Origin of the sequence: Fictibacillus halophilus (assembly GCF_042680145.1) — a bacterium.
Taxonomy (GTDB): domain Bacteria; phylum Bacillota; class Bacilli; order Bacillales; family Fictibacillaceae; genus Fictibacillus; species Fictibacillus halophilus_A.
The window spans coordinates 2,489,107-2,505,010 of sequence record NZ_JBHTNQ010000001.1 but is presented as its reverse complement, the minus strand read 5'-3'; the positions used below and the strand labels follow the sequence as shown (position 1 = coordinate 2,505,010).

The 15,904-nt window shown below is 40.3% G+C and carries 14 protein-coding genes; 8 read left to right on the top strand and 6 right to left on the bottom strand.

The genetic code is table 11. The features are described 5' to 3' along the window. Positions 1-82: 82 nt before the first annotated feature. Positions 83-2,467 (bottom strand): immune inhibitor A domain-containing protein, encoded by a 2,385-nt coding sequence (locus ACFQ4X_RS12865; protein WP_379835681.1) that lies wholly within the window; start codon positions 2,465-2,467, stop codon positions 83-85. Positions 2,468-2,824: 357 nt separating this feature from the next. On the opposite strand from ACFQ4X_RS12865, the gene ACFQ4X_RS12860 reads away from it, so the two are divergent. From ACFQ4X_RS12860 to ACFQ4X_RS12840, 5 genes are all read left to right on the top strand, one after another. Next, positions 2,825-3,694 carry a GAF domain-containing protein gene (locus tag ACFQ4X_RS12860; RefSeq protein ID WP_379835679.1) on the top strand — a complete coding sequence of 290 codons (870 nt, stop codon included), beginning with the start codon at positions 2,825-2,827 and terminating at the stop codon, positions 3,692-3,694. Between the two features lie 138 nt (positions 3,695-3,832). After that, on the top strand, positions 3,833-5,068 hold the full coding sequence (locus tag ACFQ4X_RS12855) for an aminopeptidase (RefSeq protein WP_379835677.1): 1,236 nt from the start codon (positions 3,833-3,835) through the stop codon (positions 5,066-5,068). Continuing rightward, positions 5,022-5,348: a hypothetical protein gene (locus ACFQ4X_RS12850; RefSeq protein WP_379835675.1), complete on the top strand. Its 327-nt coding sequence runs from the start codon at positions 5,022-5,024 to the stop codon at positions 5,346-5,348. Before ACFQ4X_RS12855 ends, ACFQ4X_RS12850 begins: the two co-directional genes overlap by 47 nt. 102 nt (positions 5,349-5,450) lie before the next feature. Next, the gene (locus ACFQ4X_RS12845) at positions 5,451-6,239 is read left to right on the top strand and encodes a 2-phosphosulfolactate phosphatase (protein WP_379835673.1); all 789 of its coding nucleotides are present in this window, start codon (positions 5,451-5,453) and stop codon (positions 6,237-6,239) included. Positions 6,240-6,512: 273 nt separating this feature from the next. Further along, on the top strand, positions 6,513-7,691 hold the full coding sequence (locus ACFQ4X_RS12840; protein WP_379835671.1) for a glycosyl hydrolase family 18 protein: 1,179 nt from the start codon (positions 6,513-6,515) through the stop codon (positions 7,689-7,691). Between the two features lie 435 nt (positions 7,692-8,126). Here ACFQ4X_RS12840 and ACFQ4X_RS12835 read toward each other — a convergent pair whose 3' ends face one another. The 4 genes from ACFQ4X_RS12835 to ACFQ4X_RS12820 all read right to left on the bottom strand — a co-directional run bounded on the left by ACFQ4X_RS12835 (position 8,127) and on the right by ACFQ4X_RS12820 (position 11,628). Next, positions 8,127-8,270: a hypothetical protein gene (locus ACFQ4X_RS12835; protein ID WP_379835669.1), complete on the bottom strand. Its 144-nt coding sequence runs from the start codon at positions 8,268-8,270 to the stop codon at positions 8,127-8,129. An 87-nt stretch (positions 8,271-8,357) separates the two neighbouring features. Continuing rightward, entirely contained in the window at positions 8,358-9,275 is a 918-nt protein-coding gene (gene thrB, locus ACFQ4X_RS12830; protein ID WP_379835667.1) for a homoserine kinase, read from the bottom strand. Then, complete coding sequence (thrC, locus tag ACFQ4X_RS12825; RefSeq protein ID WP_379835665.1) at positions 9,276-10,334, bottom strand: threonine synthase; 1,059 nt, start codon at positions 10,332-10,334, stop codon at positions 9,276-9,278. Position 10,335: 1 nt separating this feature from the next. Then, positions 10,336-11,628 carry a homoserine dehydrogenase gene (locus ACFQ4X_RS12820; protein ID WP_379835663.1) on the bottom strand — a complete coding sequence of 431 codons (1,293 nt, stop codon included), beginning with the start codon at positions 11,626-11,628 and terminating at the stop codon, positions 10,336-10,338. A 228-nt stretch (positions 11,629-11,856) separates the two neighbouring features. Here ACFQ4X_RS12820 and ACFQ4X_RS12815 point away from each other — a divergent pair, with 228 nt between their 5' ends. Continuing rightward, a complete protein-coding gene (locus tag ACFQ4X_RS12815) occupies positions 11,857-12,621 on the top strand; it encodes an STAS domain-containing protein (RefSeq protein ID WP_379835661.1) in 765 nt (254 codons plus the stop codon). Between the two features lie 31 nt (positions 12,622-12,652). On the opposite strand, the gene ACFQ4X_RS12810 is transcribed toward ACFQ4X_RS12815, so the two are convergent. Beyond that, positions 12,653-13,324 (bottom strand): DNA alkylation repair protein, encoded by a 672-nt coding sequence (locus ACFQ4X_RS12810; protein ID WP_379835659.1) that lies wholly within the window; start codon positions 13,322-13,324, stop codon positions 12,653-12,655. A gap of 228 nt (positions 13,325-13,552) precedes the next feature. On the opposite strand from ACFQ4X_RS12810, the gene ACFQ4X_RS12805 reads away from it, so the two are divergent. Next, positions 13,553-14,086: an NfeD family protein gene (locus ACFQ4X_RS12805; protein ID WP_379835657.1), complete on the top strand. Its 534-nt coding sequence runs from the start codon at positions 13,553-13,555 to the stop codon at positions 14,084-14,086. A gap of 15 nt (positions 14,087-14,101) precedes the next feature. Then, positions 14,102-15,667 carry an SPFH domain-containing protein gene (locus ACFQ4X_RS12800; protein WP_379835655.1) on the top strand — a complete coding sequence of 522 codons (1,566 nt, stop codon included), beginning with the start codon at positions 14,102-14,104 and terminating at the stop codon, positions 15,665-15,667. Positions 15,668-15,904 lie beyond the last annotated feature (237 nt).

Genomic DNA, 15,904 nt, shown 5'->3' with positions numbered 1-15,904 from the left:
AGAATCACCCCTTTACGCTTGTTTATTATTATGACACAAAACCCAATTGCATGAGAGCAATTGGGTTTTGCTGAAGTACTATTTATCTGCGAGAAAGTTTGATTTTAGCAACTGAATCGTCCTTGCTAGTACCCACTACTTCAAATTGAAGTCCGTATGTTGGTACATTACGGCCAGCATGTGGATTACCCGGGTTGCTATAGTCTTTATTATCGTTAAACTTAGGGTTTGGACTAACGTTTTTATCTGTTAGTGTCAAACCTAGCAATTCACGATAATCAAGGAACATTTTTTCGCTCTTTTCCTTGCTGAATGCGGCATCATGTACTAGGTAACGAGCGGATGCTACAGAGTTATCACTCCATTTTAGTGTTTCCTGGTTTGCATCAACGACTCCTAAGAATCCATCACCAGGGTGGATGCCTGTCCAGTTATCGCTGTAGCTATCATCAACATACCAAACTACCAATCCGCCATCGTATTGCATCAAGCTGTCGCCACGGCGGATATGTGCTAAACCTTCGTCAACACCTTCATGGTTTCTCCACTCTAATAGATAGTAGTGATCAGAGTAGAATTTACCTTGGTCTTTTTTAAAGCCGTCTAAAGTAAATACAGGCTCACCTTCAGCGTTATCAAAGAGAGTTTGAGCTCCGTCAACTGTTACACTTACATCATCTACATAGAATCCTGGGTTAACCGCTGCAACATCTGTCCAATAGTTAAGCTTGAGTTCAATGTTCTTACCAGCAAAAGCAGTAAGATCAAATGTTCCGTCAACCCATCCATCAGATTTACCAGTGATACCATGTCCCGGGTTTTGCTCATGTGGATCAGTTTCTGTTGTTAAGTTACCAGGAATAGTAACCCAATCAGAACCTTCTTCTTTTACTTGAACAGATGCATAATCCCAATCTGCTTCAATATCATACCAAGTTTTGAAAGCGAGTTCTGCAGAAGTGGCATTCGTCAAATCAAGAGAAGTTACCATTGAGTTATCAAGCTCATTTCCGTTGCCGCTATGATATTGATATTCACCGCTGTATGGCGTGTTTACAACCGTTTCTTTTTGAGGAAGGTCTACACGAACAGCATCGTGATTTGTGCCTTTTGAATTTGCTTGATCTAATAATACTTCAGTGCCTTTAGGATTTAACTCTTCAAGATTAAAAGTTTCACCTGTTAACCAGTTAGATTCAGTCATACTGGATTGTAAAAACTCTTTTGACCAAGCGCTGAATCCAGTTGGTTCTGTTCCAGGAATGTCCCCGGCCCAGCTTCCGCTAGACATGATCGACCAGTATGCTACAGGCTCGCCAGTTCCAGAGTATTGAGTGTCATACTCATCTGGAAGACCTAAGTCGTGGCCGTATTCATGAGCGAATACGCCAGCTGCTCCGTCAGCAGGTTCGATTGTATAATCGTAAGCATACATTGTACCTTGTTCCCAATAGTCTACTTCTGGAGCAGGAGATTCAGGAATAGGGAAGATTCCTCCTAGATTCCAACGATGGCTCCATACTGCATCTCCACCTAGAGAACCTCCGCCAGCTTCTTCACCAACACTGGAGTGAACGATCATCAAATGATCTACTAATCCATCAGGTTCACGCAGGTTTCCATCGCCGTCCAAGTCATAGCGGTCTTCTTGGTCGAATTCACTTAAATCAATCTCTGGATCTAGAGCGGCAGCAGTTAATGCTTCTTTAACCAGATCACGCGGCTTAGCGTCACTTCCGTCTGGATCAGGAACGTTTCCGCCATAGTAAGCTGCAGGATGTTCTGCTTGGTACCAGCCGCCGACTTTACCAGTGATCGAATAGCTTCCGCCGGATTGCTGCTCATAATATTCTTTTACCGAGATTAGATCTTCTCCATTTGGACCTTCATATCCATCTTCACCGAAAATCATATCTTCATAGTGTTCTTTTAAGTATTCATCATAATGCATATCTGTTTCTTCAGGTGCGATGTCTTTTGCCTTAAAGTCAGGATACTCTACGAGAAGTACAAGTACGTTATCAACACGCTGACCGCCAGTCCAATTTTCTTCTTCAACCGGCTTGATGTCTTTGCCTTTACCTTTCTTTCCATGTTTCAAGCCATCTTTTTTATGCTTTTTATGCCCTTTTTCATCCTTATCCGCATGCTCGTCTTCAAGCTCTCCTTTTGGAAGAGACTCAGCATGCTCCTGCTTGTTCTTCAAAAACTGCTGAAGCTTTTCTTGTGCTTGTGCTTCACTTGCATTCTTTGAAATCTGTCCGTTCTTCTTGAGCATTTCTATTAATCTTTCATCGTTGGCCACTGCTAAATCGAATGGACCACCCGTGTGTTTATGACTTTTTTCCTCTACTAACGATGCCTTGACATCTGACAGAACATTGACAGGAGCGGCGCTTACGCTCGCAAAAGTGCTGCAGCTTAACATCGCTGCAAGGGCAGCTGAAACCCATTTTCCCTTTTTCACTAAAATCCCCCCTAGAAGTAGTTTCACGGCTGGAAATCAACAATGACTATTGTCGAATAATTCCGCATATTCAAAATGTTACCACGTCATGTCGAAATCTAGAATAGGAGATATATCCCTTGTTTTTCCTTTGTAATGGGGATTTTTTACTATTAAAGGGACTATTTTGAAGTAGTCGAAATTTGAGGAAAAATATATAATAACCGAATATAATGCTATTCTATGATAGGACTTTAGGATTACATAAGATAAACTTAAATAATTAAAATAAAAACAGATAACTATTATGTTTTATTTTAATAAAGTAGGGAAAATAGTAGGGTGGAGTTTTAATACATACAGAAATAGAGCCTATTCATGAAAGGTCGGTCAAAGACATTGTCAATTTCTATTCACCCAAAATCAGTTAAGAATTTTGAGGAAGCAACGGAAAATATCCTTAAATTTATGAGTAAGCTGATTAATATCAACACGTTGTTTATTGCTAAAAACGATCAACAAGTTAACGAAATAAAAAAAGTCATCAACAAAGAACAAACCTTATTAGAAGAAGGATCAACCCTTCCTTTTCAGGAAACCTTTTGCAAAGTTAGTGTAGACCAAGGCAAGGAAATCTTGCTTATTGAAGATATCATGGAGAATGAGCGGACTAAACATCTAAGTGTTACAGCTAGTTTAGGAAGCGGAAGTTTTATAGCGATCCCCATTTATTACGAAGACGGAGAAAATTACGGTACAATATGCGGTCTCGATACAAATCGTTTTGAATTTACCGAACAGCATATAGAGCTCTTCCAGACGATGTCCTCACTCTTAACCTATGTATTAGAGCTGGACAAAGCAAACAAAGAAATTAAAGAATTATCTGTGCCTATTGTTCCTCTTACAAAGGGAATTGCGATTTTGCCGATCATTGGACATATAAGCGAATACCGCGCTGAAATCATTATACAAAATACATTAAACAGCAGCATGGATTTGAATTTAGAGTACATGATCATCGATCTATCTGGGATTAGCCGGATAAATAATACTGTCAGCAGCTATCTTCTTAACATCGTAAAGCTTTTAAAACTAATTGGTGTAACACCGATTCTTACGGGATTCAGACCTGATCTGGCGATAAAAACGATGGAAGTAGATGTAGATTTTCACGATATTGTCATTACTAGTAACTTAGAGAGTGCGCTCTCACATATAGGTTTTGTATTAAACAAAAAATCATAGAGATGTAAAGCTGAGGGCCGCGATTAAAAAAGTGGTTCTTTTTTTAGTTTTAATTAGTCTAAATTTTCTTTTTACTTTATAATGTATATTATAAACTTATCAGTCGTTTTTATTTGAACTAACTGGAGGGGAAATTTAATGAAGTCATTTGAAGAAAAATTAGATCAATATGCTGAACTTGTTGTAAAAGTTGGATTAAGCATGCAAGAGGGGCAAAAGTTATTAATTAGTTCTCCGATCGAAGCTGCAGAATTTACTCGTAAAGTAACAAAACATGCGTATGAGAACGGTTGTAAAAGAGTGATGGTGGACTGGGTTGATACCCAAACCAACCGTATTCATTATACGAGCGCGAACGAAGAAGTACTGAAAGATGACCTTCAATCTTGGGAAATCGAAAAATATAACAGTCTTGTAGAAAATCACGATTGTTTCTTAATGGTAACTGGGAATGACCCGAACGCATACAAAGGTGTTCCTTCAGAGCGTATGATGTTCGTTCAAAAGAATAGAGGGGAAAAGCTGCAGGCCTTTTCAGCTGGCCAGCTAAGAGGGGATATGCACTGGGCGATTGCTGGTGCACCGACAGCAGGCTGGGCAAAATCCGTATTCCCTGAAAAAAATGAAGAGGAAGCAGTTGAAGCATTATGGGAAGCGATTTTTAAAACCGTTCGTGTAGACCAGGCGGATCCAGTTGCAGCATGGGAAGAGCATGTTAAAACACTTTCAGAAAAAGTGGATTACTTAAATGAGCAGAGATTTAAAACATTGCATTATAAATCAGAAGGCACAGATTTAAGCATTGATTTGCATCCTGACCATACGTGGATTGGCGGAGGACACAATTCCACATTCGGCACTTACTACATTCCGAACCTTCCAACAGAAGAAGTTTTCACTACGCCTAGAAAATATGGTGTAAATGGAAAAGTATCAAGTTCTAAGCCTTTGTCAGCTATGGGGAACCTCATCGATAACTTCAGTTTAACGTTTAAAGATGGGAAAGTGGTCGAATTTACTGCAGAAGAGGGCTACGATACACTGAAACAGCTGCTTAGCATCGATGACGGCATGGGGTATTTAGGAGAAGTAGCTCTTGTGCCTTATGACTCGCCTATCTCGAATTCAGGCATCATTTTTAACAATACACTTTATGATGAGAATGCTTCTTGTCACTTGGCAATTGGTACTTCGATCACAATGTCTGTTAAAGATGCAGGGAACCTTACACCTGAACAAATGGAAGAAAAAGAAATCAATCACAGCCGCGGCCATACTGATTTCATGATTGGTTCTGCTGACCTTGAAATTGAAGCAGAATATGAAGATGGCAAACGCATTCCGCTATTCAAAAACGGAAACTGGGCGATATAATGACGAAAAGACTCCAATGATTGGAGTCTTTTTTAAGTCTCTTTTCGAATCTTTGATGCTTTTGGAAGTGGTTGATTTCCGTTTCAGGATGCTCGCTTTCCGCGGGGCGTGCGGTGAGCCTTCTCGGCGCTTTGCACCATTAGAAGTCTCACCTGTCCCGCTGCTCCCGCAGGAGTCTCGCACCTTGCACTCCAATCAACTTTTCAATGAAGAGAATGAAAAAATAAACCAAAAGCAAAAATCTTTTAGAAAACAGGCTTTTTTAATGAATTATGGATAGGCAGACCTCAATCAACAGGATACCAAATTTTAGAAAAACAGTCTATTTCTTTTTTAATTTTCTCGATATGCTTTTTATAACAAGAATTGAGGAGGTTATTAAATGAATACATTTTTTGATCAATCGTCTTATGAGATTAAATTGGAGTGGGGAATAAGAGGAGCGAGGGAAGCGGCAAAAAGAGAGGAAATTCTAATTATTGTTGATGTGTTAAGTTTTTCTTCAACTGTAATAGCCGCTATGGAAAAGCAAGCGGTAATCTATCCTTTTCCTCCACCTATTAATGAGAAGGCAAAAAAGTACGCAGATCAGCTCGGTGCTGACCTTGTTGTCGGAAGAGCAGAGGCGATTCAAACGGGTAAACATTCACTCTCACCGAACTCTTTCACAGCAGATGATCGCGGAAAATCTTATGTGCTTTGTTCTCTGAACGGTGCTGCGTGTGTGGATGCTGCCAAAAAAGTGCCTGCGCTCTTGTTGGGTTCTTTACGAAATGCACAAGCTGTTGCAGAAGCGGCTTTAGAAATGAAAAAAAGGATTGGAAAACCGATCACTATTATCACTTGCGGAGAACGCTGGGAAAGCGCAGTCACTGAAGAAAATGAACTAAGACCAGCCATTGAAGACTATTTAGGCGCAGGAGCCATTATTTCATCACTTGATGGCTCGTTATCTCCCGAAGCTTTTGTTTGCAAACAAGCTTTTCAAGGCACACAGCATGAACTTTCTCACTTAATAAGAAAATGCGGCAGCGGAAGAGAATTGACAGATCGCGGTTTTACAGAAGATGTAGATTACTGCCTGCAATTGAATGTGAGTTCTATTGTACCCGTTTTATCTGAAAATAAGTTCATCAGCTTTGAACCATCTTATCCTTTGACCCTTTTCTGAAAGTTTGTTGTTTTTGGATTGTGTTTGAGAAGACTTCGTTGAAGGTGATTGGAGTGCAAGGTGCGAGACTCCTGCGGGATTAGCGGGACAGGTGAGACTCCTAAGGGCGCAAAAGCGCCGAGGAGGCTCACCGCACGCCCCGCGGAAAGCGAGCATCCTGGAGCGGAAATCAACCACTTTCAAATACAACAAAGTTTAGCCTGTCTTTTAAAATAATTAAGAATATAACTGACCTCCTCATGGAAAAATAACGAAAACAGAGGAGGTTTATGTATGAAAAAATTAGTCGCGCTCTTTGCGGCGTTCACGATTATACTTTCCGGCTGCGGCGGTGGCTCTAATGAAATGAAAGAGAGTGAAGCTGCACCAAAGAATATGAGCAATGAAACAAGAGAAAGTCCTCGGCTTGAACAGATTAATTCACCGAAAAAGACACAGCAGGATACTTCAAAAGCTGAGACGAAACACGGAAAAACAAAGATTGAAACACTTGGTTTTTTAGAGCCGCTTGAAGCGAAGCAATCGGTTAAAGATGTTAAAGAAGCAGAAAATGACCTTACTTATATCGCTTTCTTCAGTTACCAAGTCAATAAAAACGGCACCTTAAAGCCGATCAAAGACTGGGCTGCACTTAAAGAAATCAAAAAGACACGTGCTATGCCTATGATGGTGTTAACGAACTTCGCAGAAGGCAACTTTTCACCAGAGATCGCACATAACATTTTTACTGATAAAAAAGCTTCTAAAACACTTATTGGCAGTGTAATCAGCACGATGAAACAAAAAGGCTACAAAGCGCTGAACATCGATTTTGAACATATTAAAGAAAAAGACCGCGAACTATATAACGGATTTTTAGAAACGATTATTCCTCAAGTACAAAAAGAGGGATTCAAGGTTTCAACAGCACTTGCTCCAAAAACAAGTGATGAACAAAAAGGACCTTGGCACGGTGCACATGATTATAAGCGCCATGGAGAACTGGCTGATTTTGTTGTCCTCATGACTTACGAGTGGGGCTGGTCTGGCGGACCTCCAATGGCTGTAGCACCTGTTCCGCAAGTAAAGAAAGTTGTTGATTATGCGGTGTCTGTTATACCGCCTGAAAAAATCATTATGGGAGCACCGCTTTATGGTTATGACTGGACACTTCCATATAAAAAAGGAAACAAATTTGCGAAGCGCATTGCTCCTGCTGAAGCTCATGACTTAGCTTTAAAAGAAGGAGCTTCAGTAAAATATGATAACGAAGCACAAGCTCCGTTTTTTAACTATAAAGACGATAAAGGAAAAGAACATGTTGTTTGGTTTGAAAATGAGCAAAGTGCAGAGGCGAAAAATAAGCTTGTAAAGCAGTATAAGCTTAGAGGTCTAGCATATTGGGTGCTTGGAGAACCATTCCCTGAAAACTGGACGCTATTACGTGATGAATTCCAGATTGCAAAAAAATAAGAAACAACAAAGAGGCCGACTAATGGATTTTAGTTGGCCTCTTTGTTATGTTCAGGTAATTTTAGATAGGAAATCCAAAAGTTTTGGCTTTGATTCCAAAAATATCGTTGCTGAATCCAAAAATATCGCCCTCGAATCCACGAGATTTGTCCATCAATCCACATTTAGTCATTTATTTAGGTCTTTATCTAAAAGATTGTTGCTATGAAGAGATTTTTTAAGAAGTCCTTCATTGAAAGTTAATTGAAGTGGAAGGGCGAGACTCCTGCAGGATGAGTGGGACAGGTGAGACCATTCAAAGTCGCAATGCGACGAATGGGCTTACCGCACACCCTGCGGAAAGCGAGCCCTGTAGCGGAAATTAACCTCATTCAAGAGCAAAATAGTTTACAAAAAAGCCTATGCATATGACACATCAGCAATTTAGGAATCCTCTTATCTTTTTTGAGTATCAATCATCCTGTTCTGTTCATTCGGAATCCGTTTCGTGTTATCGTACTTTGCTTGTTCTTTTTCTTGTCTCTTTTTTTCCTGCTCTTTGAAACTTTCTTTAAACGTTTCATTCTTTTCTTCCGTCACTTTTTATCCCTCCTAAAGGATTTGATATAGTCCTTTACCACGCTGTTGTGAAACAAAACGCGATTAGAAGGAAAAGTAACGTAAGTCCTATAAGGCAGCTGCCGATAAAGACTTATTTACCACGGCACCTTTTCTATCAGGGAAAACCGTTTCGAAAAGATAATCAGGATACATATATGAAAGCTGTTCTGTTATAGAAGCTGCTTTTTGATGAGGTGTAAAGAACACAATCGCAGGACCAGACCCGCTGATCGCTGCACCATATGCTCCGAGTGATACAGCCTTTTCTTTTAGTTCACAATAAAAAGGAATGTTTTTTGTCCGGAACGGCTCATGAAACAGATCGCGATTCATCATATCTGCAGCTTTTTTCCAGTCATTTTTAATTAAAGCAGCTACGAGAACATTGCTGATCGCGCTTGCTTCAACCGCCTTATTAAATGGAAGAAGATTCGGCAATGACTTTCGTGACTCTTTCGTATGCAGAACCTCATCAGGTATCGCGACTATCATTTCAACAGCAACATCAGGAACATGGACCGTTTCGACATCTTTTCCATTATAAAAGCTGATTGTCAGCCCGCCATAAATAGCAGGTATCACATTGTCAGGATGTTTTTCTAAAGAGCTCGCTAAAAGTGCTTTTTCTTTTTTGGAAAGGTGCAGATTTAAAAGTGTATCAGCAAGCTCTATTCCAGCAACAATTGCAGATGCAGAACTTCCCATGCCCTTTGAAAGCGGAAATCCGCTCTCAACTTCTAGTTTGCAAGCAGGGAGTTCTTTATGAAAATGCTTAGCTGTAAATTGAGCAGTTTGGATAATTAAATTCTCTTCTTCTCCATTTAATGATTGCAGTTCTTCTCCATAAAAAACCGTTTTCCATTCTGATGCTGGCTGGACATGAACAGATAAATAACGATTGAGTGCGAGCCCGACAGAGTCAAATCCTGGACCAAGGTTGGCAGTGCTGGCGGGTACATGAATGGAAAAAGCATCAAGCTTCATTTATACAACACATCCTTTCAGCTGCTGACGTAACTGATCAAAATCATTTGGGATCACAACAGGTTCTTGTGTAACAGTTTTTAATGCGATGTCAGGATCTTTCAATCCATTGCCAGTTAATACGGCAACAATAGAAGCTCCTTGTGGCAAAAGTCCTTGCTTATGCTGTTTATACAATCCGGCGATTGTACTGCAGGAAGCCGGTTCTGCAAACACTCCTTCTTTTGAAGCGAGCATCTGATATGCTTCTAAAATTTCTTCATCTGTTACACTGTCGATTACACCGCCTGACTCATCTAGAGCCGCAGTAGCCAGCTGCCAGCTTGCCGGGTTGCCGATTCGGATAGCTGTTGCAATCGTATCTGGATTCTTTACCGCGCTGCCGTTTACAATGGGCGCGGCACCTGCAGCTTGAAACCCATGTATTCTTGGCAGACCTGATGCCTTTACGGAATCGTATTCTTTAAACCCTTTCCAATACGCACTTATATTGCCTGCGTTTCCAACAGGGATCGCGAGAATGTCTGGCGCTTTTTCGAGAGAATCAACAAGTTCAAAGGCTGCTGTTTTTTGACCTTCTAATCTGAATGGATTTACAGAATTAACAAGTGTATAGCCTTCTTCTTCGCTCATTTGTTTTACCATTTCAAGGGCTTCATCAAAATTACCTTGGATTGCAAAAATTTCAGCTCCGTACATTTTGGCTTGTGCGAGCTTCCCTTGGGCGATTTTTCCGTCTGGAATCACTACAATACTACGCAAACCTGCACGGGCTCCATATGCCGCAGCTGCTGCTGAAGTATTGCCTGTAGATGCGCAGATAATCGCTTTGCTTCCGGCTTCTTTCGCTTTTGCAACAGCAAGCACCATACCCCGGTCTTTAAAAGAACCAGTTGGATTGGCACCTTCATATTTCGCGTACAAATTGATGCCCCATTCCTTTGACAGATGATCTAAAGGAATGAGAGGTGTATGACCTTCATTTAAAGAAAGCAAGGGAGTGTCGTCATTCACTGGCAAGTATTCTTTATATTGATGCAGCAATCCATTCCAATGCATGTTAAGCTCCCTCCACTCTGTAATGACTTTTAATTTCCTGAACAACATCTGAATCACGCAGCAAATTATACACTCGGTTGTCTTGCTGCTTGTTCGTGCCATGAGTGACGATTACTACTTCCGCAACACCTTTTTCATCAACGGGACTCTGGATTAATTTTTCCAAAGAGATCTCATGAAGTGCGAAGAGGGAAGTGATCGCTGAGAATGCGCCTGCTTCATCTTTAATATGCAATCTATAAAAGAACTTTCCATCGATCTCCTCAGGCTGCTTTAATTGTTTATCAAATTGCGGGGCAACAGCGCTTTTTCCGTTTACACCTAAACGCATATTTTTGACTACAGCAACGAGATCTGAAACGACGGATGTAGCTGTTGGAAGCTGGCCGGCACCAGGTCCGAAAAACATAGTCTCCCCAACGGATTCTCCATATACATAAACAGCATTATATTCATTCTGCACACTTGCTAAGGGATGAGAATCCGGCAGCAATGTAGGTTCTACACTGATTTCTACTTTTCCGTTATCTTTCTTAGCGTTGCCAATTAGCTTAAGTGTATAGCCAAATTGTCTCGCATATTCGAGATCTTCTTGTGTCACTCTCGAAATACCAGTTACGTTTACATCATCAAGATGAATATGCATTGAAAACCCGAGAGTTGATAAAATCGCCATTTTCCTTGCTGCATCAATCCCTTCAACATCTGAAGTCGGATCAGCTTCTGCATAACCGAGTGATTGCGCTTCTTTTAGAACTTCTTCATAATTCCGCTGCTGTTTATCCATTTTAGTGAGGATATAATTCGTTGTTCCGTTCACGATCCCCATCATTTTTGTGATACGGTCAGATGCAAGTCCGTCGACGAGGGAACGGATAATGGGGATTCCCCCTGCAACACTTGCTTCATAGAAAAGATCGCATCCGTTTTGTTGGGCAACTTGCAGAAGTTCAGCTCCATGAAGTGCCATGAGATCTTTATTTGCTGTGATCACATGTTTTTTATTTTGCAGAGCAAGCGTGATATATTCACGGGCAAGCTCGATGCCTCCCATTACTTCAATGACGACATGAATATCGGGGTTTTCTAGTACTTCTTGTGGCTGCTGTGTCAGCCAGTCTTTTTTGATTGCTACTAGACGTTCTTTTTCGATGTTTTGAACTAAGATTTTTTCAATATAAACCGGACAACCAACACGATGCTGAAGTTCTTCACGGTTACCTTCAATCATTCTAACGACACCGCTGCCAACTGTACCTAATCCTAAAAGTCCTACAGAAACATGATTTACCATTTCATCCACCCCTTATGTTTTTCTGAGAAATACACTTGTATGTTTGATAGGGACATTTTACATGGTGTTAAGGTGGGTTACAACAGATATCTTTGTAAAGATTAAGACAGCGCTTACATTTAATGTGGAATGTGCTGGAAAACTTGAGAATATAGAGGAATTCTATAGAAGATTTTGTCGAACTCGGATATGATAGATACAGGAAATGAGAGAAGGGGATAGCTTTTTATGGTTTACCATTTAGAGGATACCATTACAGATACACTTAATTGTTTAGAGGAAAATATCTTTATTATTGATTTAGACTATAAGGTTGCTTGGATGAATGAATCTGGAAAAGAATTTATTGAATCCATAAAATCTTATTTTAGATTAGATAAAGCGGAAGATCTGATCGGCACTCCGATTGCCCGTTTTCATAAAAATCCTTCTTATCAGGAAGAAATGCTACAAAAAGGTGATTTTCCAATCGACATGCAGCTTGTCCTGTTTAATAAATTTATCGCAAGACTGGTTGTAAAGGAACTCATTATCAAACAAGAAAAACTAGGGTTTATCCTGACTTGGAGGGATATTACAGAGCGTGAAAAAGAAAAGGAAAAAACAAAAGCGCTAATCAATGAATTATCTACTCCAATATTGCCGACAATAGCGGAAAATACACTCCTCGTACCGCTTATTGGTGAGTTAACATTAGAAAGAATGGAAAATTTGACGAGCAAATTATTAAACGAATGTTTAAATTATCATGCTGAGTTTGTCATTATAGATTTTTCAGGAATTACGACGGTAGAGGACCCTGATTTAGGCCAGGAAATTCAGAAGCTGACAACAACGGTTGAATTAATGGGGGCTGAAGTCCTTTATTGCGGATTTAAGCAAGACATGGTTAAGAACATGGTTGCTCTCGGTATTGATACAGATCAGAAATCCTTTGTGTCATTCCGTAATGCGATAAGATATGTTGTTTCTAAATTAGGCATTCCATCATAAATATGAAAAAAGCAGCCGTTAATCATGACGGCTACTTTGTTTTTTTAATATTTTTGATTGCTTCCTTACAAGAAAGCGGACTTAATTCTTCTGTTTGTACGAACTCCCACACCCACTCTGGATTGACCTTTGCGTATTCACGCAATGCCCAGCCGATGCCTTTACGAATAAAGAAGTCTGTCTCATATTTTGTCTCTTTAATAATGTGTGCTAGCAGTTCTTTATCGGTATTTTCCTTATACCCCAATTGAAACAGAATGGCTGACCTCATCAGCCAGATATTTTCAGATGCAATCCATCGCTCTGTTACAGGAACTATTTCTTCAGGAAACTTTTTAAAATAATAGCCCGCAATGTTTTTAGCTATGTGATCGATAGTATCCCACCAGCTTTTATTTATAATGATATATTCAATCCACTCAATGTCGCTCTTAGTCATATGCTTTTTTAGCTTATCAGCAATCGTTAGCCCTGCATATTGCATTTCACGTTCAGGTTTAGCCCAGCCTTCTTTTAAAAATGAAGGCAGTTCTTCGGGATGAGGAAGTCCTTTTTCTTGAATAAAAGCTTTAAGGCTTTCTTTCAAAACTGGTGAACGCAAACCAAAGAATTCAAACTGATCCCTCATGTATTTTTTCATAGGAATAGCATCTTCTTTGTTTTCATGTCTTTTCAAATGTATCCACAAATCTTCTGTATACATACATCCCATCCTCTCATTAACAAAATTATACAAAAAATTCTTAACAAACTGAAACTTTTTATTTAGTCATCCGTAAATTTACATATACAACCAATATTGGAATTCATATTACTGTCGACAAAATTTTACATTTTTTTCTTATTCTTTTTGATATGGTTAAAGAAATTCGACATGGGGGGCTTGTTATCTAAAAACAATAGTTCAAAAAAGGGATAGGGAGAGATGACCATGGAACTGTTCGGGTATCCGTTATCAACCATATACTTAGGAAGTTTCATCGTTTTTGGATGTATCACGTTTGTTTATATTCTATTTGGTGACATGCTTGATGCAGCGATGGAATTCTTGCATCCGGCACTTATTCTTTCCTTCCTTACGATCGGCAGCGCTTCTGGTTATCTGCTGGAGGTTATGACCGGCATCAATAGCTGGTTCATCCTTGTGTTCAGCTGTCTGCTTTCCATTTTACTCGTAACCCTTTTAAATGTTTTTGTTTTAACACCTATTCGATCGGCAGAAGAATCATTGGCTTATCGGGATGAGGATTTAAAAGGAAGAGTAGGTACAGTCATTACGTCTGTACCGACTGATGGTTTTGGAGAGATATTAATAGAAGGAATAAGCGGAAGAATCTCAAAGTCCGCTGTAAGCATGGATAACAAGCCGATTCAGCAAGGTGAAAAGATCTTAATTATCGATATTCAAAAAGGTGTCGTTTCGGTTATGCGTTATGAGCAAGTTGAACAAACATATTTTCATTAATCTGGAGGGGATTTCATGAGTTTTTCGCCACTATTTATTGTAATTGGAATTGCGGTTTTTCTGCTAGCAGCTCTTATTAGTGTTTTTATTACAAAGTACCGTACAGCAAGTCCTGATGAAGCGTTGATCGTAACAGGAAGCTTCTTAGGTAGCAAAAATGTGAATATCGATGAGTCAGGCAACAGAATTAAAATCGTACGCGGAGGCGGGACGTTCGTTCTTCCAGTATTCCAGCAAGCGAAACCTCTAAGCTTATTAACGAGCAAACTGGATGTTCAAACGCCAGAAGTGTATACAGAACAAGGTGTTCCTGTTATGGCTGACGGAACAGCGATCATCAAAGTGGGAAGTTCGATCGGTGAAATTGCAACAGCTGCGGAACAGTTTTTAGGAAAGTTAAAAGAAGATCGTGAAAACGAAGCACGTGAAGTTTTAGAAGGGCATTTGCGTTCGATTCTAGGTTCCATGACTGTTGAAGAAATCTATAAAAACCGTGAGAAATTTTCTCAAGAAGTTCAGCGTGTTGCTTCACAGGATCTAGCAAAAATGGGATTAATCATCGTTTCATTTACCATTAAGGACCTGCGTGACAAAAACGGTTATCTTGATGCACTCGGTAAGCCGCGTATTGCACAAATCAAGCGTGATGCTGATATGGCAATGGCAGAGGCCGAAAAAGAAACACGCATCAAGCGTGCTGAAGCCGATAAAGAAGCAAAGCAATCTGAGCTTGGTCGTGCAACAGAAGTAGCGGAAGCTGAAAAGATGAATCAGTTAAAGGTAGCCGAATACCGTCGTGAACAAGATGTTGCAAAAGCACGTGCTGACCAGGCTTATCATTTAGAAGAAGCAATCGCAAAACAGCAGGTTACAGAACAGCAGATGCAAATTAAAATCATCGAGCGTCAAAAGCAGATCGAGCTTGAAGAAAAAGAGATTCTGCGCCGTGAAAAGCAGTATGATTCAGAAGTGAAGAAGAAAGCGGACGCTGACAGATACGCAGTTGAACAATCAGCAGAGGCAGAAAAGCGCAAACAAGTTGCAGAAGCAGATGCACATAAGTACCGTGTAGAAGCAATGGCAAAGGCGGAAGCGGAAAAAGTTCGACTAGACGGTCTTTCCAGAGCAGAAGCAGAACGTGCTAAAGGGGAAACTGAAGCTGAAGTTATCCGCCTGAAAGGTCTTGCAGAAGCGGAAGCGAAGCAAAAGATCGCAGAAGCGTTCGAACTATACGGCCAGGCAGCAATGATGGATATGATGATCAAGATGCTTCCGGAATATGCGAAACAGATTGCAGCACCACTATCTAATATCGATAAGATCACTGTCGTTGATACAGGCGGCGGTGAAAACGGCGGAGCGAACCGCATTACGGGATATGCAACAAACTTGATGTCAACATTGCAAGAATCATTGAAAGCTTCATCTGGGATTGATGTAAAAGAAATGCTAGAAAACTTCTCAGGTAAAGGAAACGTTCGTCAAAGCATTGACGACCTTCGCATCGAATTTGCTAAAAAAGAACCAAACGCTGCAGGAACGAAAGAAAAAGCAGAAGTAACATCTACTAAAGGAGAATAATAGAAGAAAAGCTTACTCTAGCGGGCTGAAACGGCCTGTAAAGAGTAAGCTTTTTTCTAAATGTGAAGATTTATGCTCGCTCTGAGGGATTTATGCTCGTTCGTGGAGATTTATGCTCGCTTCGGAGGATTTATGCTCGTTCGCGGAGATTTATGCTCGCTTCGAAGGATTTATGCTCGTTCGCGAAGATTTATGCGCGTTCGAGGGGATTTATGCTCGTTCAGCAAAGTTTATGAT

Bases quoted from the DNA above. Each gene is read 5' to 3' on its own strand.
- ACFQ4X_RS12810 (WP_379835659.1), bottom strand. From the start codon at position 13,324: ATGTATACAGAAGATTTGTGGATACATTTGAAAAGACATGAAAACAAA.
- ACFQ4X_RS12845 (WP_379835673.1), top strand. From the start codon at position 5,451: ATGAATACATTTTTTGATCAATCGTCTTATGAGATTAAATTGGAGTGG.
- ACFQ4X_RS12815 (WP_379835661.1), top strand. From the start codon at position 11,857: ATGGTTTACCATTTAGAGGATACCATTACAGATACACTTAATTGTTTA.
- ACFQ4X_RS12800 (WP_379835655.1), top strand. From the start codon at position 14,102: ATGAGTTTTTCGCCACTATTTATTGTAATTGGAATTGCGGTTTTTCTG.
- ACFQ4X_RS12820 (WP_379835663.1), bottom strand. From the start codon at position 11,628: ATGGTAAATCATGTTTCTGTAGGACTTTTAGGATTAGGTACAGTTGGC.
- thrC (WP_379835665.1), bottom strand. From the start codon at position 10,334: ATGCATTGGAATGGATTGCTGCATCAATATAAAGAATACTTGCCAGTG.
- ACFQ4X_RS12860 (WP_379835679.1), top strand. From the start codon at position 2,825: ATGAAAGGTCGGTCAAAGACATTGTCAATTTCTATTCACCCAAAATCA.
- ACFQ4X_RS12855 (WP_379835677.1), top strand. From the start codon at position 3,833: ATGAAGTCATTTGAAGAAAAATTAGATCAATATGCTGAACTTGTTGTA.
- ACFQ4X_RS12840 (WP_379835671.1), top strand. From the start codon at position 6,513: ATGAAAAAATTAGTCGCGCTCTTTGCGGCGTTCACGATTATACTTTCC.
- ACFQ4X_RS12850 (WP_379835675.1), top strand. From the start codon at position 5,022: ATGGCAAACGCATTCCGCTATTCAAAAACGGAAACTGGGCGATATAAT.
- ACFQ4X_RS12805 (WP_379835657.1), top strand. From the start codon at position 13,553: ATGGAACTGTTCGGGTATCCGTTATCAACCATATACTTAGGAAGTTTC.
- thrB (WP_379835667.1), bottom strand. From the start codon at position 9,275: ATGAAGCTTGATGCTTTTTCCATTCATGTACCCGCCAGCACTGCCAAC.